This is a genomic window from Flavobacterium sp. CAN_S2, assembly GCF_015752255.1.
Classification (GTDB): Bacteria; Bacteroidota; Bacteroidia; order Flavobacteriales; family Flavobacteriaceae; genus Flavobacterium.
In genome coordinates this window covers 1,387,817-1,405,565 of record NZ_JADOVA010000001.1, presented here as the reverse complement: position 1 = coordinate 1,405,565, position 17,749 = coordinate 1,387,817, and the positions used below count along the sequence as shown (strand labels likewise).

Genomic DNA, 17,749 nt, shown 5'->3' with positions numbered 1-17,749 from the left:
TTGTTTTAAAGCGACACTACCTATCAATCTAAATTTTTAACAATTACTTCATTCTGGAAGAAGTTGTTATAGGCCTATTTTAAATCATTAACCATTCAAAAAACCAAAAACTTGAAAAATTTATCCACTTTACAATCCGTTTGTAGATTTATCCTGTTCGTAACAATTGCATTTAACTCCCAAAAAATAGCTGCGCAAGGCTGTGTCGCTATTAAAGGTAACGCGACAAGTTGCATGTCGATTCATGCAGACAGCACCAATGTTTCTGGATGGCAATTTGCCAGCAGCGGACGCTATTTTAGATCATTCAGACACTTTTCAGGAACAGAGGAAAACAAAGACAGGCTAGTTCAAAAAACAGAAGTCATCAATTACACATCCGTTTTCAATCTTTCACTCACCCGAATATTAAACAACCGCTGGTCTGTTATGGTCGATCTTCCTATTTCAAATAACGTTCGTTCTTCATTGTACGAACATGGATTGGTAAACGGGACTTACGTAAAAAGAGAACGAAATTCAACAAGTTCATTTGGTATTGGCGACATAAGATTCGCCGCTTACAGATGGATGTTAGACCCCGCAAAAAGCACCAATGGAAACATACAACTAGGATTAGGTATAAAATTACCAACTGGTGATTACAACTACAAAGATTATTTTTATAATGTAGGTCCAAACGGAACAAAAGAATTGCGACCAGTAGATCAATCCATCCAGTTAGGAGACGGCGGAACGGGATTTACATTTGAAGTAAATACATTCTACAACTTCATAGAAAACTTTGGCGTTTACGGTAATTTCTATTATTTGATAAATCCACGTGAACAAAACGGAACTCGAACCTATCGTGAAACATTAGCATCACGACTTGCTAACGAAGCTATTATGAGTGTTCCGGATCAATATATGTTTAGAGCGGGTTTCAATTATTCAGTGAATCAAATTAAAGGATTGTCTCTAGCCGCAGGTGCCAGATTAGAAGGGATTCCTGTGAATGATCTTGTGGGTGGCAGTGGAGATTTCCGTCGTCCAGGTTATATCTGGTCGGTTGAACCTTCCATAAATTATGAATATAAAAAAGTTGTTCTGTTTGCATCGGTACCTTTTGCAGTGGTTCGTAACCGTACTCAAAGTGTAACCGACAAGGAAAATTCTGTAACAACAGGAACTCATGTTCAAGGAGATGCGGCATTTGCTGATTACACCATTAACATTGGTATATCAACTAGATTTTAACATTCCCTGCAGTAGCAATAATAGAAACAACACACTTTTAAAAAATAAAATACCAAAACCACTAACCAAAAAACCATTTTTAATGAAAAAATTTTATTTGAGTTGCCTGCTATTGGCACCTTTATTTATGAATGCTCAAACAGAGATTGATGGCATTATGATGAGCAAGAACAATTTTTGTTTTGGGGCTGTATACCAATATAGCAGCTGGGACGAATATTGGGAAGGAACTTTTAAAAGGGAAAACCTCAATCTTGGAACTGTTTCCACAAAATCAGTTGCACTAATGGGAAACTATGGTGTTTCTGATAAATTGAATATTATTTTCAGTCTTCCTTATGTAGAAACAAAAGCTTCTGCAGGAACAATGGAAGGTCAAAAAGGATTACAAGATCTATCGTTAACGATAAAATACATGCCTTTTGAAAAAACAATTGGAAAAGCCACCTACTCTTTATATGCTTTAGGAGGACTTTCGGCTCCAGTTTCTAATTATTCAGCTGATTATTTACCTTTGAGTCTTGGTCTAAAAAGCAAAACTGCATCTTTACGATTAATGGGTGATTATCAAAGAGGTCGTTTTTTTACCACGCTATCTGGAGCGTATATAAAAAGAGCCAACATAACCATTGACCGAAATTCCTATTATACAGACGAAATACATTATACCAATGAAGTTGACATGCCAGACGCTATTTCGGTAAACTACAGAATAGGATATCGTTCCAATAGATTAATAGCCGAAGCAGTTCTTGACAACTGGGTTACACAATCTGGAGGATTTGACATTACAAAAAACAATATGCCCTTTCCAAGCAATACGATGAATGCATTAAAAGTAGGTGTGAATACGAAATACACACTCAAAAAAATACCCGCATTATCTATTATTGGAGGATGTAATTTTGTTACAGAAGGCCGAAATGTAGGGCAATCAAACACCTTTTATGGTGGTTTATTTTATATCCTTAATTTAAAAAAAGCAGCACAAGAAAATGAAAAATAAAATACAAAAAATAGCCTATAATAGTCTTTTGGTTTTGTTTCTTACGTTAAACTATTCTTGTAGTGACGAGTTAACAGAACGCAACGAACAATTTCCTCAATTGAATCCAGACAATACTGATGAATTAGCTGGAACTTGGAAAACATTCTTATTGACTACACCAAATGAATTTTCTTTGGATGCACCAATAGCAACTACCGCAGCTGCATTTACAAGAGAAATTAACGAGATAAAAAGTTATCAGGCGAGTATAACGCCCGAGCAAAAAAAAATAATAAAATACTGGAGTGCCGGAGGTGTTTTACGTTGGAATGAAATCATGCGAACATTAGTGGCTAGACACAATCGTCCGCCATATCAAAATGAAGACGGAACTTATCCAGCACCATCTGCAGCAAATCCATTTGCGAATCCTGAATTTCCTTTTTCAAATCCTCCATACGCAGCCAGAGCTTATGCTTATGTAAGTGCGGCGCAATACGATGCGATGATTGCAACTTGGCATTATAAAAAACTGTATAATAGAGCTGCGCCTTTTACAGTTGATGCTGCTTTACCCGTTTTAATCCCAAAAAGCACCTTACCTTCTTATCCATCTGAAGATGCTGTTTTAGCAGGCGTTACGGTTGAATTATTAAAATTATTGTTTCCAACAGAAATTGCTTACATACAAGAAAAGGCAGAGGAACAAAAATTATATCGTATTATTAGTGGCGCTAATGTTAGGAGTGATATTGATGCGGGAATCATTTTAGGAAGAAAAATTGCAGGTAAATTTATCGCCAGAGCGGCTTCTGATGGAACTGGAGCAGCTATTGGCAATCAAGCACTTTGGTCACAACTGGAAATACAAACTGCAGCCACAGGAGAAACTCCTTGGAAATCATTAGATGTACCTGTAAGACCTCCAATGTTACCATTGTTTGGAAAAGTAAAATCATTCTTAATGACACCAGAAATGGTTGTTGCCAGTCGTCCGGTTCCACCGCCTTCTACAAAATCACAACAATTTGCAAAGGAATTAGCTGAAGTAAAAAGCTATGGAAAAAATGCCACTAGAAAGAACATGCAAATTGTTACTTTTTGGGCTGACGGCGTAGGAACTTACACACCTCCCGGACACTGGAATGCAATTGCATCAGAGTCGTTTGTAGAACTAAATTATAGTGAAGTACGATGGGCAAGAAATCTGGCGCTGCTAAATATTGCCATGATGGATGCGGCTATCAGCTGTTGGGATGCAAAATATACCTACTTTAACCCAAGACCATCTCAAGTTGATCCATCAATAAAAACATTAACAGGAACACCTAATTTCCCTTCCTACGTGTCAGGACACTCCACGTTTAGCGGTGCTGCATGTGTAGTTTTATCACATATAATTCCGGCAAAAAAACAAAGTTTTATCTCTATGGCAAAAGAAGCTTCGGATTCTAGAATGTTTGGTTGCATTCATTACAGAAGCGATTGTGAGAAAGGACTTGAACTAGGAGAAAAAGTAGGGAGTTTTGCTGTAGCAAGAGCCATTACTGATGGCGCAGAATAATTTAAAACAATTAAGTTGATAATTTGTTTAAAGGTTTGTTTAAAAATTCTTTATCAGCTCAAGCCTAACAGATGTTGGAAACCTGTTAGGCTTTTTTATAAAAGACTGAAACTACTATACTATGAAAACACTATTTGAAGACTTCTATTTTAGATTTAGTCACAAAATGGAGAAACACAGCATCAATATCATGCGCATTGCTCTGGCTATTGTATATATTTGGTTTGGTGGATTAAAAATTTTCGGGATGAGCCCGGCCGACGAATTAGTAGAACAAACCGTTCATTGGTTTCAACCGCAAATATTCATTCCAATCCTTGGTGTTTGCGAAGTTCTTATAGGTATTGGTTTGCTTATAACAAGATGTATTCCTTACACTATTCCGTTATTATTATTACATATGGCAGCTACATTTTTTCCTGTTTTCATTCTAAAAACCATCTGTTTTGATGCTTTTCCATACTGCCCTACTTTAGCGGGACAATACATTATCAAAAATCTGATTCTTATTTCTGGAGCTCTTATTGTTGCAGGAAAATACAATAAAAAGTATTATGTTGAAATGAATTTGGAACGAATCAAAAATAGCAAATGAAAACTATTCGTTAACCTCTAGAATTTTATAATTTTATGAAAGTAATAAATTAATTAAATTTGAAACATTGAAGGCTAATGAAAACTATAAGTTATAAAAGAGCATCAAATCAAGAGGAACTGGAACAAATCAGAACACTTCAATTACAAAACAGTTCCCAAAATATTACTTCCGAAGAAAAACTTCAACAAGGATTTGTTACGGTACAACATTCCCTTGCATTGTTATATCAAATGAATTCTGCTTGCCCACATATTATAGCTGTAGATGATAATACTGTCATAGGTTTCGCTTTAGTAATGCTTCCCGATTTTAGGCACGAAATCGCGGTTCTTATTCCAATGTTTGAGAGAATAGATGAATTACTGCTTAAAGACAAAACCTATGTTGTAATGGGCCAAATTTGTATAAATAAGAACTATAGAAAACAAGGAATATTCAGAGAGCTTTATCATTTTTACAGAGAAGAATTACAACATCAATTTGATTATTTAATCACTGAAGTTGCCACCATAAACATTCGCTCTATGCAAGCACACCACGCTATTGGATTTAAAATAATTGATACATATCAAGAAGATGGAATCGAATGGAATATCATCCTTTGGGACTGGATATAAAAAAACCCCGCAAATTGCGAGGCTTTCATTTATATAATCGAAATTATCTTAGTCAACTAAAACAATAACTTTATTGTCTTTCATTTCAATTGTTCCTGAATTGATAGCAAGTGTATAATTTTGGGCATCCAGCTTAGTGAATTTACCTGCTACTTCTTTTGCAAAAGCAAAGTTTGAAGCTGTAATTTTCACTACTCCTTTTTCTAAAATAGAAACAATTGGCGCGTGGTTATTCAAAATCTGAAAGCTCCCATCAACTCCTGGCAGTGTTACCGAAGTTACTTCTGCTGAAAACAATTTTGCTTCTGGTGAAACTATTTCTAATAACATAATTCTTTTTAGTTTAAAGTTTAAAGTTTAAAAGTTTAAAGTTACGAGTGAACCTTAAACTTTAAACATTTAAACTAATTTTAAGCTTCCGCTAACATTTTTTCTCCAGCTTCGATAGCCTCTTCAATTGTACCTTTAAGGTTAAAAGCTGATTCTGGCAAGTGATCTAATTCACCGTCAATAATCATGTTAAATCCTTTGATAGTATCTTTGATATCTACTAAAACTCCTTTTAATCCTGTAAATTGCTCAGCAACGTGGAAAGGTTGAGATAAGAAACGTTGTACACGACGCGCTCTTGAAACTGCTAATTTATCATCTTCTGATAATTCCTCCATACCAAGGATCGCGATGATATCTTGTAATTGCTTGTATTTTTGCAAAATTTCTTTTACTCTTTGTGCACAATCATAGTGCTCATCACCTAAAATTTGAGGAGTAAGAATTCTTGAAGTTGAATCCAATGGATCAACCGCAGGATAAATACCTAACTCAGCAATTTTACGAGACAATACTGTTGTTGCATCTAAGTGAGCAAAAGTTGTAGCCGGAGCCGGATCCGTTAAATCATCCGCAGGAACGTAAACCGCCTGTACAGATGTAATAGAACCTTTGTTTGTAGATGTGATACGTTCTTGCATCGCACCCATTTCAGTAGCTAATGTTGGTTGGTATCCTACCGCAGATGGCATACGACCTAAAAGAGCCGAAACCTCAGAACCTGCTTGTGTAAAACGGAAGATATTATCCACGAAGAACAATACATCTTTCCCTTGATCAGTTCCTGCTCCATCACGGAAATATTCAGCGATAGATAATCCAGAAAGTGCTACACGAGCACGAGCTCCTGGAGGCTCATTCATTTGTCCGAAAACAAAAGTAGCTTTAGACTCTCTCATTCCTGGCAAATCTACTTTAGATAAATCCCAACCTCCATTTTCCATAGAGTGCATGAATTCGTCACCGTATTTTATAATTCCTGACTCTAACATCTCACGAAGTAAGTCATTCCCTTCACGTGTTCTTTCTCCTACTCCTGCGAATACAGAAAGTCCACCGTGACCTTTTGCAATATTGTTAATCAACTCCTGAATCAATACTGTTTTACCAACTCCAGCACCACCAAACAATCCAATTTTACCCCCTTTTGAGTAAGGCTCAATTAAATCGATTACTTTAATACCTGTGAATAAAACTTCAGAAGAAGTAGATAAATCTTCGAATTTTGGAGCTGCTCTGTGAATTGACATTCCGTTTTCACCAGTTTTTGGCAATTCAGGTAAACCATCAATGGCATCTCCAATTACATTGAACAAACGACCGTAAACATCGGCACCAATTGGCATTTGGATAGGGTTTCCTGTTCCAACTACTTCATAACCTCTACTCAAACCATCTGTTGAGTCCATCGAAATGGTACGTACTGTATTTTCACCAATGTGAGATTGTACTTCAAGCACTAATAAAGTACCATCTTTTTTTGTGATTTCTAATGAATCATAAATTTTTGGAAGTTCAACATCCTTACCGTTGAAAACAACGTCAACTACTGGGCCAATGATTTGGGCAACTTTTCCTATTACTTTTGACATTACTTATGTATTTATTAAATAGCTATTATAGGTTTATGAAATACTGCCAATCGAAACATATCGATTAGACACTTTTTTCAGTGTGCAAAGATAATTTTTAAAATATAAAATCAATATGTTTTTTTACAAAAAAAGATATTTTTTTAATAGATTGTCTAGAAATGACTTAGAAACTAACAAAAGACAAGATTATCCCTAAAAAAAACAACCGCCACGTAACAAAACGGGCGGTTGTTTTTATGAGAAAATGTCACTTCTGATTATTGAATAGTCGCCGGATATTGAATGCTATATAAACCTAAATCAACTCCTTTTAAATTAGAACCGTATTTAGCATTTATCGCCTCAATGAATTTATTAGCAATCAAAGCATATCCTCTAGGACTAGGATGAACTCCGTCTAAAGAGAAAGTACCGCCAGTTACATATCCAGCCGTCATGTGATAATTACCAAAACGTATTCCACCATTGTTTAATTGATTCAATATTGAAGCTGTGTCAACGAAAGCCAACCCATTTGATTCTGCCGCAGCTTTAATTGTTACGTTATAAGCGTCAGTAGCTACTTTAATTTCAGCAACCTCAGAAGCTGTTAAAACTCTATTATCTTGTAAAGGATAAGTTACTCCAACAGTATTAAACGGAGCAGGAACTCCTGCTTGTGATGTTCCGATAACTGTTCTAGTTGTTAATAATACAAAATCCTTATCGGCAACATTTGCACCTCCGTTAGCATGACGCGCTTGTCCATAAAGACTACCCATCAAACCAGCTTGCGGAGCCGGAACTCCAGCAGCAATCAATGCACCAGTAATCTGCGCACCGTAATTAACCAAAGTTTCATCTCTTATCAACAACGGATTTGTAGCCGAAGCAGACAATGTTTTGATTCTGCTTCCAGCGCCTAGAGCTGTAAGAATTTGTTTTACCGGTCCTAATAATTGTGTATTCAATTGCGTTGCAGTTGCAGCATCCAATGGAACTGGATTAAAAGGAACCGTCGTGAAAAACGGAAGATTATTGATATATGGTAAATTTGCAACAACTCCTTTTCTTCCTCCCGTAGCAAGAGCAGTAGCTAAAGCATTATAAGCTGCGTTAAAAGTACCCGCCGGAGTAATATCATTTCCTGCAACAGCATCTTGGGAAGTAGGAATACCTCCATTAGTAGCGTATCCTAAAACATCATTTCCTCCAATAAACAAGGAGAAAAAAGTTGGATTTTGATCTGTAGCATCTTTTACAACGCTCGACATTGCGGTTTTTGCAAATCTACCAAAGTATGGATTAGCCTGACCGTATCCTGCAACTCCTAAATGAATCGCTTTTGCACCCGGAACACCCATATTACTGTATGCTCCAGAAATGCTAGCACCAAAAACTGTTCCCGAAACACCTGAAACATTAACAGGTCCAGCACCATTAAAATACAAACGAGTTGGAAATTGTGGAATTTGATTTCCTCCAATAGAGAAACCTCCTCTATTATCGTCAGCCATAAATGGATTTGTAAAAGCACCTCCGCCAACTAAAGCAAATTGCTCTGCCATAATATTTGGATATGAATTTTTTTGACCAGCTTTAAAAAGCGCACCGTCACTATATCCTGCCGCAAATGAATCGCCTAAAGCCACATATTTAGAGAAATCTGCAGAACCAGCAGTTAGCGGCTCTTCAACGATTACCTCGTCATCGTTATTACATGCTGCGAAGGTTAGCGAAATCAACAACAGCCATTTGAAATTTTTTATCATAATATATTTTTTAAAATTATTGACCTTTTTTGAATTATGGATTGATTGTCCAAGAAGCAAACCATTGTTGTCCGATAGCACCTGCTCCAATTACTTGAATATAATCCTTCCCACCAATATTAGTAGCACCAACTTTAAGTACTGATTTCAATTTAGGAAAACCATAGTTAATCTGAGCGTCTAACACTGTGTTTTCAGGAACAATTCCATCAGCAAAAGAAGATTGCCATAAATATTCTGTATTGTATCTTGCATTAATATTGAAACCAAAGTTTTCAAACAATTTAGCATTCCCAATAGATGCTTTTACTCTGTGTTTTGGAGTATTAAAACCAGCAACAAAACTAGGATCTTCTTCTTGATTGAAATTAAATTCAGCGTAGTTATAATTTACACCCAATTCAAAATCCTTGTATACTTTTTTAGATAAACCTAAACCGAAACCTAATGACGTAATTTTTGCAGTTGTATTGGTATACACTTGATACACTCTTCTATCTCCATTACTTAAAGCTGAAAGTGTAGCTAAAGTTGCTGGATTACCAAAATCAAAAGCGGTATTAACATTTCCGTAATACGGGCTAATTACTCTTGAAGTATTCATGAAATCATTATAAATATTATAATATCCATTAATATCAATTGACAAATCATTGTTAACTACAGAACGATATCCTACTTCCAAAGCCTGAACTTCTTCCGGCTTAACCAATCCTGGATTAGCCACTTGCAATAAAGCTGCTGCTGCAGGAATATTTGTTGGACTTGCAGCAATTGCATTACTAAAGGCCTGAACTGATGTTAAAGTGTAAGAATTAGTGTAAGCATTTTGACCCGTCAAAGTTAAAGTTGCAGGAACTCCCAATGCTTGACCAGCAGCACTAACACCTCTAACCTCTGTGAAACGATCTAAATTCTCAGCAGCAGAACCAATCAAAGCAAATGGCCCTAAGTCTAAACCAATATATTGATCTTGTGTAGTTGGATTTCTAAATCCAGTTTGGTATGAAACTCTAAAATTGTGTCTTTTAGTTTCACCCGCAGAATATACAAAAGAGACACGAGGTGAAATATTTCCGTCAAAATTTTGACTTTTATCATAACGAGCAGATCCTGTAAATTTCAATCTGTCATCCATGAATTTTTTAGTCAATTGCCCGTAAGCACCATATTCATTATATCTTAATGGACCGTCAAAATCAGTAAAGATTGTTCCTTGTGAGTTCATTTCATATTGTCTGAATGAACCTCCTAATTGAATCTCAGCAAATTTCACTAAATCTTTAAAATTATAATTTACATCAGAATGGTAAATTTTAGACTGATCGATAAATTTAGCTCCTTTAGTTAAATCCGGCTCAGCGATTGCTGCCGCTAAAGCACTTTTGAATTGTGCAGAACCCGGCTCAAATCTAGCACTTCCTGTTGGAGTTGGTAAAAAAGGTAAACCTGTAGGTTTGATATTATAATCTGCATAATTTCTAGCATTCGCTGCTGATTGCTGTGCATTTGTTCCTAATACCGCACCCGAAAGTTGGTAGGCAGTAGCATAATTCGTAAACCATTCTGTATCTGATTTTGCAGCTCTGTTAACATTCCATGCAGCAAAACGCATATCATAAGAATTACCGGCATCTTCATCCGTAACATATCCTCTTACAAAGAAATTTTTTCCTTTTATCTCGATTTTAGATTGTTGCATAAAGAAATCACCTAATGCATATCTGTTTGCTCCTTGATAAATCGTGCTTCCCAAACCTAGTTTATGTTGTAATATAATTTCGGTTTCACCTTCCCATGGTTTAAAATGCAAAGAGAAATCTGCTTTTACACTTTTAACTTTATTATCATTTAAATCTTGCTCGCGGTATCCCGTTCTACTTACCTGACCTACATTGGTAATGAAAGTAGTAACTTCATCTCCATACAAGTTCAAACCGTCATAGTTTTGATTGTTTGCGTGTCCAACTGAACCGCCTGTTATACTTCTGTCATCCGCAGCAATCCACTCTGTCGCTCTCAAAAAATTGAAATTAGCTTTAGCGGCAAAATGTTTCGAAAAAGCTTTTGCAGCTCTTAATCCAAAGTCAAAATAATCATTTGTACCTGCGGCATCCTGAGTTGTTTGCCCGTATTTCACATAAGTGCTAATTCCTTGATTTGTAAAAGGATTTTTACTATTCATGAACAAAATACCATTAAAAGCATTTGCCCCGTAAAGCGCAGAAGATGCACCAGGAAGTAGCTCAACCGAAGCAACATCAATATCAGAAAGTCCAATCAAATTCCCTAAAACAAAGTTCAATGCCGGTGAAGAGTTATCCATACCATCAACTAATTGCATAAAACGAGTATTGGCAACTGTAGAGAAACCTCTTGTATTAATAGACTTGAACGATATACTACTAGTATTAAAATGTACCTCTTTAAGATTTTCTAAACCATCATAAAACGTCGGTGCTGTTGTACTTTTTATTTGTTGAATACCCATTCTCTCAATTGTAACCGGTGACTCAATTACTCTTTCAGGAGTTCTTGATGCGGAAACCACAATTTCATCCAGTTTATTTTCTTCATCTAAAAGTTTAACCGAAATTCTTTGATTAGCTGAAGTAACGTTAATCTTTTGAGATCCAAAACCCACACTTGTAATCTCAATTACAAAAGGAGGTTTTTTTGATGATTGCAAAGTAAAAGAACCATCTAAATCGGTTATTGTACCCGAAGAGTCTCCAACTATTTTAATGTTGGCTCCAGGGATAGGTTGGTTGTTACTATCTGTAACAATACCTGAAATTGAGTTTTGAGCGAAAGTTAGGCTACAAAAAAACAATGACAAAAAAAGTAAATACACTCTCATTGGGTTATAATTTGTTGGTTTATGTAGCCAAAGTACAAATATTTTTGATATTAATAAAAAAGTCCCGAAAAAATTTCACATTCATCAGTTAATTTGCCCCATTTGCGCTTATTTCGTATTTATAATTAATTATTTAATGTTAAATTTTGTGTTGAAAAAACAGAATATCATTATGCATGCATATAAAAAATGCATTAATCACAAAATAATTATTAATTTTTAGATATTTGATAAAAGTGATAAAAGCGCCCAAATTTATAGTTTATTTCACTTTTGGAGACTTTAAAAGTATCTGACAAATTTGATGATTTGACGCACAAAAAAAGCCTCGGAAGAAAACTTCCGAGGCTTAGTATTTATAAAGTAGTTAACTACTAATTATTCTACTGTAACTGATTTTGCAAGATTACGAGGCTGATCTACATTGCATCCCCGCATAACAGCAATATGATATGACAACAGCTGTAATGGTATAGTTGTGATCAAGGGTGATAATGCATCCGAAGTTTCTGGAATTTCGATAACATAGTCAGCCAATTCACGTACTTGCGTATCGCCCTTGGTTACCACCGCTATAATTTTTCCACTTCTGGATTTGATTTCTTGAATATTACTTACAATTTTATCGTAATGTCCTTGTTTTGGCGCAATTACAACCACGGGCATATGCTCATCAATTAATGCAATTGGTCCGTGTTTCATTTCTGCTGCAGGATATCCTTCAGCGTGAATATAAGAAATCTCTTTTAATTTCAAAGCACCCTCAAGAGCCACTGGGAAATTATATCCTCTTCCCAAATATAAACAGTTAGGAGCATCTTTGAAAACTGCTGCAATTTCTTTTGCTCTATCATTAGTTTCTAAAGCCTCTTTAACTTTTTCAGGAATAATTTCTAATTCTTGTAAATAGGTGTGAAAAGCTGAATTCGATAAAGTTCCTTTGGCTTTAGCCAAACGCAAAGCGATCATTGTCAAAACAGTTATCTGTGTTGTAAATGCTTTTGTTGATGCAACTCCTATTTCAGGTCCTGCATGAGTGTAAGCACCAGCGTGAGTTTCTCTTGAAATAGAAGAACCTACCACGTTACAAACTCCAAAAACAAATGCTCCACTTTCTTTAGCCAATTTTATCGCAGCCATAGTATCAGCCGTTTCTCCTGATTGAGAAATAGCAATAACAATATCTTTGCTGTTTATAATTGGATTTCTATATCTAAATTCAGAAGCATATTCTACTTCAACAGGGATTCTTGCAAATTCCTCAAAAATATATTCAGCCACTAAACCTGCGTGCCATGAGGTACCACAAGCAACAATTATAATTCGATCCGCATTTAAGAATTTTTCTAAATTATCCTCAACACCTGCCATTTGAATTAAACCTTCATTTGCATGAAGTCTTCCACGATAAGTATCTTTGATAACGCTTGGTTGCTCATAAATTTCTTTGAGCATAAAATGATCGTAACCTCCTTTTTCAATTTGCTCCAAATTCATTTGAAGTTCCTGAATAGTAGGATTAACTAAAGAATCATCTTTAATTTTACGAACCTTCATTTGTTTATGAAGTCTAATATTAGCCATTTCACCATCTTCCAAGTAAATAGCATTAGATGTATATTCAATAAACGGAGACGCATCTGAAGCTATAAAAAACTCCCCTTCACCAACACCTATTGCTAATGGGCTACCTAAACGAGCAGCAACAATTTCATTTGGGTTTTTTTTATCAAAAACAGCAATCGCATACGCTCCCACTACTTGATTCAAAGCCACTTGAACAGCTTTTCCTAATTTTAAATTATCTTTTTTCTGTACTTCTTCAATAAGATTAATCAATACTTCAGTATCTGTATCCGAATGAAAAATATACCCTCTCTTTATCAACTCTGCTTTTAAAGGAGCGTAATTTTCAATAATTCCGTTGTGTACGATTGCTAAATCGCCTGAATTAGAAATATGTGGATGTGAATTCACGTCATTTGGAACACCGTGCGTAGCCCAACGTGTATGACCAATCCCAATGCTTCCATTAGTAGTAATCTCTTTTGCAGATCTTTCTTCAAGATCAGAAACTTTTCCTTTTGTTTTTGATACTTTTAGGTTTTCACCATCAAATAACATGACACCAGCACTGTCATAGCCTCTATATTCGAGTCTTTTTAATCCTTTAATTACAATAGGATAAGCTTCTCTATATCCAATATATCCAACGATTCCACACATAGTCTTGGTTTAATTAGGTTTTGTATAATAAATTTCCAGTTTTAATCTTTTAGCCTCAGCTACGGTAGATTTTCCGCTGTGTAAAACAGTTCCTAACGGATTCATAACCGAAGCTTTTGGTGCTTGACTAATATTCGCAGTTGGAGTTTTTACTTTGTAAGATGCAATTATCCCAATATCTTCTGTAACCACAAGACCTAATTTAACATTAGTTGAATCTTTATTGTTAATAAGATTTCGGATATGATTCGTAATTCTAATTTTATAAGTCAATCCCTTTTTACTAGTAGCATCTTTCTTTATAATACCATCAAAAAACCCTTTTGACTTCTTTGCATCAACACTATTTGATGTTACATCTAAGTAATAATCAGTTAAAGGTCGGCTGTTCTTAAAATCGTATAAATAAATTCTTTGTGGTTCATAACTGTTAGCCATTGCAGCCGCATCAATATGAAAAACCAAGTTGGCTTCGTTCACTAATAATTTTTTTCCATCAGCAGGGTTTCTTAAATCATCCAGCTCATCTGAAATTCCGTTTGGACCCGTTAAAACACCATTAGCATCATATCCTTTCAAATCTTTTTTATCAAAAAGATCTAAAACCGCTATAGAACCTTCGCCGCCTTTTAGGAAAAATTTCTCATCTCCTTCAGTTTGGTTTCCGGTATTTGCTAAAGCATCATAAGCACCTCCATTAACACTGTAATCATTTTTCAACAAACTAACAGTATTACCCGTCATATTAAGAACGATTGTCTTTTTAACCCTAGTTGTAGCACCACCGGTTGTTGAGGCCAAATCTTCTTTATAAGTGATGGTTATTTTACCAGCTTTAAAATTCAACATTGCTAAATTTCCAGCACTGCTTGCTGATTTCTCCATTTTAAAATAAAGTCCTCTGAAGTAATTTTTAAAAACATCATTCGAAGCTAATTTTCCTGAATTAACTGCATCAAGGATTCTTGATTTAAAATAATCTTTATCTAAATTCAATTTCATCCCTGGCGCCGTATACGTCGTTGTTTTTACACCTGTCACTGTATCCGTGGCAACTACAGGATGTTCAGCCGGATCAAAGAAAAATTCATCATTTTCAGCTTTGTTTAAACTATTATTCAACCGATTTCCAACCTTCAAATTATTGAAATCAGCATCTTGGTCTGTGAAATATTTTTGAGGCTGTTGGAATCCTCCAACAGGATCTGCGTCTCTCATAAAATAACCAGATTCATATACACTTAATTTCATTTTAGCCTTTTCCGGTCCGTAGATAGAATCTAAAACATATACACGAGTTCCATCAGCATTGACTTTTAGTTGAGTTGCATCCGTGTAATAAGGAACTGTTAGAACAACACTTTCAACAAATAAATTTGTACTTACTGAGGTAATTAGAGCGGGTAATGTTAACTGGGTATTGAAATTTGCTGTTGTTTCACCAAAATTTGTATTGCTGTAAATCCCCAATGGATTTACTTCAAGATTATTGGATTGTATCGGTCCTGTTTTTTGATTGTAACCCAATACACTATATGTCTGCTTATTAAGATCAAAATTATTATCACCTATTAAATCTCCACCAATTTCATTATAATCTTTATCACAAGAATATAAAAAAACAACACTTGCTACTAGAAGAATTTTCTTAAAAAAAGAATTATTGTACATATTTATTAAAAAAGTTTAATTTACAGAACCTCGTTTATATAGAAATTAGTATACGCTTCCGCGAATGCATCTTTCGGTGCGAAAGGTAAAAAAGGTTTTCCTGAAGATTCTATAAATTTTGTTAAACTTGGAGAGAGGTTTTCTGAAGCAATAATCACAGCATCAGAATGTTTAACTGTCGCCTTGATGATATTTTCGTAGTTTGGAACCTCCAGATCTGCTATTGCATCATCCGGAACTCCGTCGAATTTCACTTTATTGATCATTTCTTCGTTCAAAGTCCCTTCAAAAGACTGGCTGTACACTGAAGTAACAATCTTTGTTTCCGAAAATAAGGCTTCGTTTTTATAAAAATGCTTCATGTAAATAGGCAACATTGCAGCCATCCATCCATGAACATGAATAATATCAGGAACCCAATTGAGTTTTTTGACAGTTTCCACAACTCCTTTTGCAAAGAAAATGGCACGTTCATCATTATCAGGATACATCACACCTTCTTCATCAGCAAAAGTTGCTTTCCTTTTGAAATATTCATCATTATCAATAAAGTAGACTTGTATTCTCTCTTTTGGAATAGAAGCCACTTTTATAATCAACGGCATATCCAAGTCATTCACTACCAAATTCATCCCCGAAAGTCTAATTACCTCGTGCAATTGGTGTCTTCTCTCGTTAATATTTCCATACCTTGGCATAAAAATTCTTATCTGTCCACCTTGATCATTAATCATTTTTGGAACGTCATAAGACATTAAAGAGACCTCGTTTTCAGCGAGATACGGCACCACTTCAGATGATACATATAATATCCTCTTATCTTTCATATTGTAATTTACTTAATTTATTGGCAATAAAAACCATGCAAAATTACAAAAATTTATGCAGTTATTAACTAAAATAGTAAGTTTGCATTTAATTTTAATAATACTGCCATGCATATTTTCTACGGAAAAGCATCTTTAATGGACTATTTGAAACCTATAAAAACCATCCATTCCACTATTGGATTTGTTCCAACTATGGGTGCGTTACATCAAGGTCATTTGGCTTTAATGCAGAAATCATTGCTGGAAAACGACACCACCGTTGTCAGTATTTTTGTAAATCCTACTCAATTCAATAATCCGGAAGACTTGGCAAAATACCCGAGAACACTTGAGGAAGATGTGAAAAAATTAACCAATCTGAATCCAAACATTATCTTGTATGCGCCAACGGTTGAAGATATTTATGACGGAAAACCGGTTTCGGAACCATTCGATTTCGACGGATTGGAAAACCAAATGGAAGGCAAATTCAGACCCGGACATTTCAATGGTGTAGGAACCATCGTCAAACGACTTTTTGAAATTATTGAACCAACTAACGCTTATTTTGGCGAGAAAGACTTTCAACAATTGCAAATCGTGAAAAAGATGGTCGCTAAAAATCACTTAAAAGTGAACGTGATTGGCTGTCCTATTTATAGAGAAGCTAATGAACTTGCCATGAGCTCCAGAAATGAGCGTTTATCCGCGCGGGAAAGAGATGAAGCATCTATTATCTACAAAATTCTTAGCTCTGTAAAAGAGCAATTTTCGAAAAATAGTACCGCTAAAATTTCAGAATGGGTTCAAAAATCATTCGATAACAATCCTCATTTTACTTTAGAATATTTCACCATTGCTGATGAAGCCACGCTTTTATCGTGCAGTCGAAAAAATAAAAATAAAAAATACCGCGCTTTCATAGCCGTATTAGTCAACAATATTCGTTTAATTGACACCATTTCACTAAATTAATTTACTTTTGTAGCATGCAAATTCAAGTATTAAAATCAAAAATTCACCGCGTTAAGGTAACCGGCGCCGATTTAAATTATATCGGGTCAATCACTATTGACGAATCATTGTTAGAGGCTTCAAATATTATTGAAGGCGAAAAAGTTTCCATTGTAAACATCAACAATGGAGAACGCTTTGAAACTTATGCCATCAAAGGCGAAAAAAATTCAGGAACAATAACACTCAACGGTCCTGCAGCCAGAAAAGTTCAAAAAGACGATATCATCATCATCATTTCATACGCAACCTTAGAATTTGAAGAAGCTAAAACCTTCAAACCGTGGGTTATTTTTCCAAATGAAAATAACAATTCTTTGACATAATTTCTATTCGAATAAAACCAACAATATTTTTTAGCCACTGATTCTCTGATTTTGCATTTTAAAATCACAGAATCAGTGGTTATTTTTTTAAACGCTAGTTCCACCCTTGAAATCAAGGCGCAATATTAACATTTACCGGTATTCGTTTTCAAATAAAAGTA

14 protein-coding genes are annotated in these 17,749 nt (G+C 35.2%); 7 read left to right on the top strand and 7 right to left on the bottom strand.

Annotated elements, in window-relative coordinates; genetic code table 11:
- The first annotated feature begins 111 nt into the window (after positions 1–111).
- The 5 genes from IWX80_RS06370 to IWX80_RS06350 all read left to right on the top strand — a co-directional run bounded on the left by IWX80_RS06370 (position 112) and on the right by IWX80_RS06350 (position 5,006).
- A complete protein-coding gene (locus IWX80_RS06370) occupies positions 112–1,239 on the top strand; it encodes a hypothetical protein (protein WP_334682248.1) in 1,128 nt (375 codons plus the stop codon).
- Between the two features lie 82 nt (positions 1,240–1,321).
- Positions 1,322–2,245, top strand: coding sequence for a hypothetical protein (locus IWX80_RS06365; protein WP_196852653.1), 924 nt, complete (start codon positions 1,322–1,324; stop codon positions 2,243–2,245).
- Entirely contained in the window at positions 2,235–3,791 is a 1,557-nt protein-coding gene (locus tag IWX80_RS06360; protein ID WP_196852651.1) for a phosphatase PAP2 family protein, read from the top strand. Before IWX80_RS06365 ends, IWX80_RS06360 begins: the two co-directional genes overlap by 11 nt.
- 121 nt (positions 3,792–3,912) lie before the next feature.
- Positions 3,913–4,386 carry a DoxX family membrane protein gene (locus IWX80_RS06355; protein ID WP_196852649.1) on the top strand — a complete coding sequence of 158 codons (474 nt, stop codon included), beginning with the start codon at positions 3,913–3,915 and terminating at the stop codon, positions 4,384–4,386.
- A 77-nt stretch (positions 4,387–4,463) separates the two neighbouring features.
- Positions 4,464–5,006, top strand: a complete 543-nt coding sequence (locus IWX80_RS06350) for a GNAT family N-acetyltransferase (protein WP_196852648.1) — start codon at positions 4,464–4,466, stop codon at positions 5,004–5,006.
- A 48-nt stretch (positions 5,007–5,054) separates the two neighbouring features.
- On the opposite strand, the gene IWX80_RS06345 is transcribed toward IWX80_RS06350, so the two are convergent.
- From IWX80_RS06345 to IWX80_RS06315, 7 genes are all read right to left on the bottom strand, one after another.
- Entirely contained in the window at positions 5,055–5,336 is a 282-nt protein-coding gene (locus IWX80_RS06345) for a FoF1 ATP synthase subunit delta/epsilon (RefSeq protein ID WP_196852647.1), read from the bottom strand.
- An 80-nt stretch (positions 5,337–5,416) separates the two neighbouring features.
- Positions 5,417–6,928 (bottom strand): F0F1 ATP synthase subunit beta, encoded by a 1,512-nt coding sequence (gene atpD, locus IWX80_RS06340; protein ID WP_113636027.1) that lies wholly within the window; start codon positions 6,926–6,928, stop codon positions 5,417–5,419.
- Between the two features lie 260 nt (positions 6,929–7,188).
- Positions 7,189–8,682, bottom strand: a complete 1,494-nt coding sequence (locus IWX80_RS06335; protein WP_196852645.1) for an SGNH/GDSL hydrolase family protein — start codon at positions 8,680–8,682, stop codon at positions 7,189–7,191.
- 34 nt (positions 8,683–8,716) lie between these two features.
- Entirely contained in the window at positions 8,717–11,542 is a 2,826-nt protein-coding gene (locus IWX80_RS06330) for a carboxypeptidase-like regulatory domain-containing protein (protein ID WP_196852643.1), read from the bottom strand.
- A 378-nt stretch (positions 11,543–11,920) separates the two neighbouring features.
- Positions 11,921–13,768, bottom strand: a complete 1,848-nt coding sequence (glmS, locus tag IWX80_RS06325; RefSeq protein WP_196852642.1) for a glutamine--fructose-6-phosphate transaminase (isomerizing) — start codon at positions 13,766–13,768, stop codon at positions 11,921–11,923.
- Positions 13,769–13,777: 9 nt separating this feature from the next.
- On the bottom strand, positions 13,778–15,439 hold the full coding sequence (locus tag IWX80_RS06320) for a DUF4270 domain-containing protein (RefSeq protein WP_196852641.1): 1,662 nt from the start codon (positions 15,437–15,439) through the stop codon (positions 13,778–13,780).
- Positions 15,440–15,459: 20 nt separating this feature from the next.
- Positions 15,460–16,266 carry a glycogen/starch synthase gene (locus IWX80_RS06315; RefSeq protein WP_113636017.1) on the bottom strand — a complete coding sequence of 269 codons (807 nt, stop codon included), beginning with the start codon at positions 16,264–16,266 and terminating at the stop codon, positions 15,460–15,462.
- Positions 16,267–16,374: 108 nt separating this feature from the next.
- Here IWX80_RS06315 and panC point away from each other — a divergent pair, with 108 nt between their 5' ends.
- Positions 16,375–17,223 carry a pantoate--beta-alanine ligase gene (gene panC, locus IWX80_RS06310; RefSeq protein ID WP_196852639.1) on the top strand — a complete coding sequence of 283 codons (849 nt, stop codon included), beginning with the start codon at positions 16,375–16,377 and terminating at the stop codon, positions 17,221–17,223.
- Between the two features lie 14 nt (positions 17,224–17,237).
- Complete coding sequence (gene panD, locus IWX80_RS06305; RefSeq protein ID WP_196852638.1) at positions 17,238–17,588, top strand: aspartate 1-decarboxylase; 351 nt, start codon at positions 17,238–17,240, stop codon at positions 17,586–17,588.
- The last annotated feature ends 161 nt before the right edge of the window (positions 17,589–17,749 follow it).

Bases quoted from the DNA above. Each gene is read 5' to 3' on its own strand.
- IWX80_RS06365 (WP_196852653.1), top strand. From the start codon at position 1,322: ATGAAAAAATTTTATTTGAGTTGCCTGCTATTGGCACCTTTATTTATG.
- IWX80_RS06360 (WP_196852651.1), top strand. From the start codon at position 2,235: ATGAAAAATAAAATACAAAAAATAGCCTATAATAGTCTTTTGGTTTTG.
- IWX80_RS06355 (WP_196852649.1), top strand. From the start codon at position 3,913: ATGAAAACACTATTTGAAGACTTCTATTTTAGATTTAGTCACAAAATG.
- IWX80_RS06350 (WP_196852648.1), top strand. From the start codon at position 4,464: ATGAAAACTATAAGTTATAAAAGAGCATCAAATCAAGAGGAACTGGAA.
- IWX80_RS06345 (WP_196852647.1), bottom strand. From the start codon at position 5,336: ATGTTATTAGAAATAGTTTCACCAGAAGCAAAATTGTTTTCAGCAGAA.
- atpD (WP_113636027.1), bottom strand. From the start codon at position 6,928: ATGTCAAAAGTAATAGGAAAAGTTGCCCAAATCATTGGCCCAGTAGTT.
- IWX80_RS06335 (WP_196852645.1), bottom strand. From the start codon at position 8,682: ATGATAAAAAATTTCAAATGGCTGTTGTTGATTTCGCTAACCTTCGCA.
- IWX80_RS06330 (WP_196852643.1), bottom strand. From the start codon at position 11,542: ATGAGAGTGTATTTACTTTTTTTGTCATTGTTTTTTTGTAGCCTAACT.
- glmS (WP_196852642.1), bottom strand. From the start codon at position 13,768: ATGTGTGGAATCGTTGGATATATTGGATATAGAGAAGCTTATCCTATT.
- IWX80_RS06320 (WP_196852641.1), bottom strand. From the start codon at position 15,439: ATGTACAATAATTCTTTTTTTAAGAAAATTCTTCTAGTAGCAAGTGTT.
- IWX80_RS06315 (WP_113636017.1), bottom strand. From the start codon at position 16,266: ATGAAAGATAAGAGGATATTATATGTATCATCTGAAGTGGTGCCGTAT.
- panC (WP_196852639.1), top strand. From the start codon at position 16,375: ATGCATATTTTCTACGGAAAAGCATCTTTAATGGACTATTTGAAACCT.
- panD (WP_196852638.1), top strand. From the start codon at position 17,238: ATGCAAATTCAAGTATTAAAATCAAAAATTCACCGCGTTAAGGTAACC.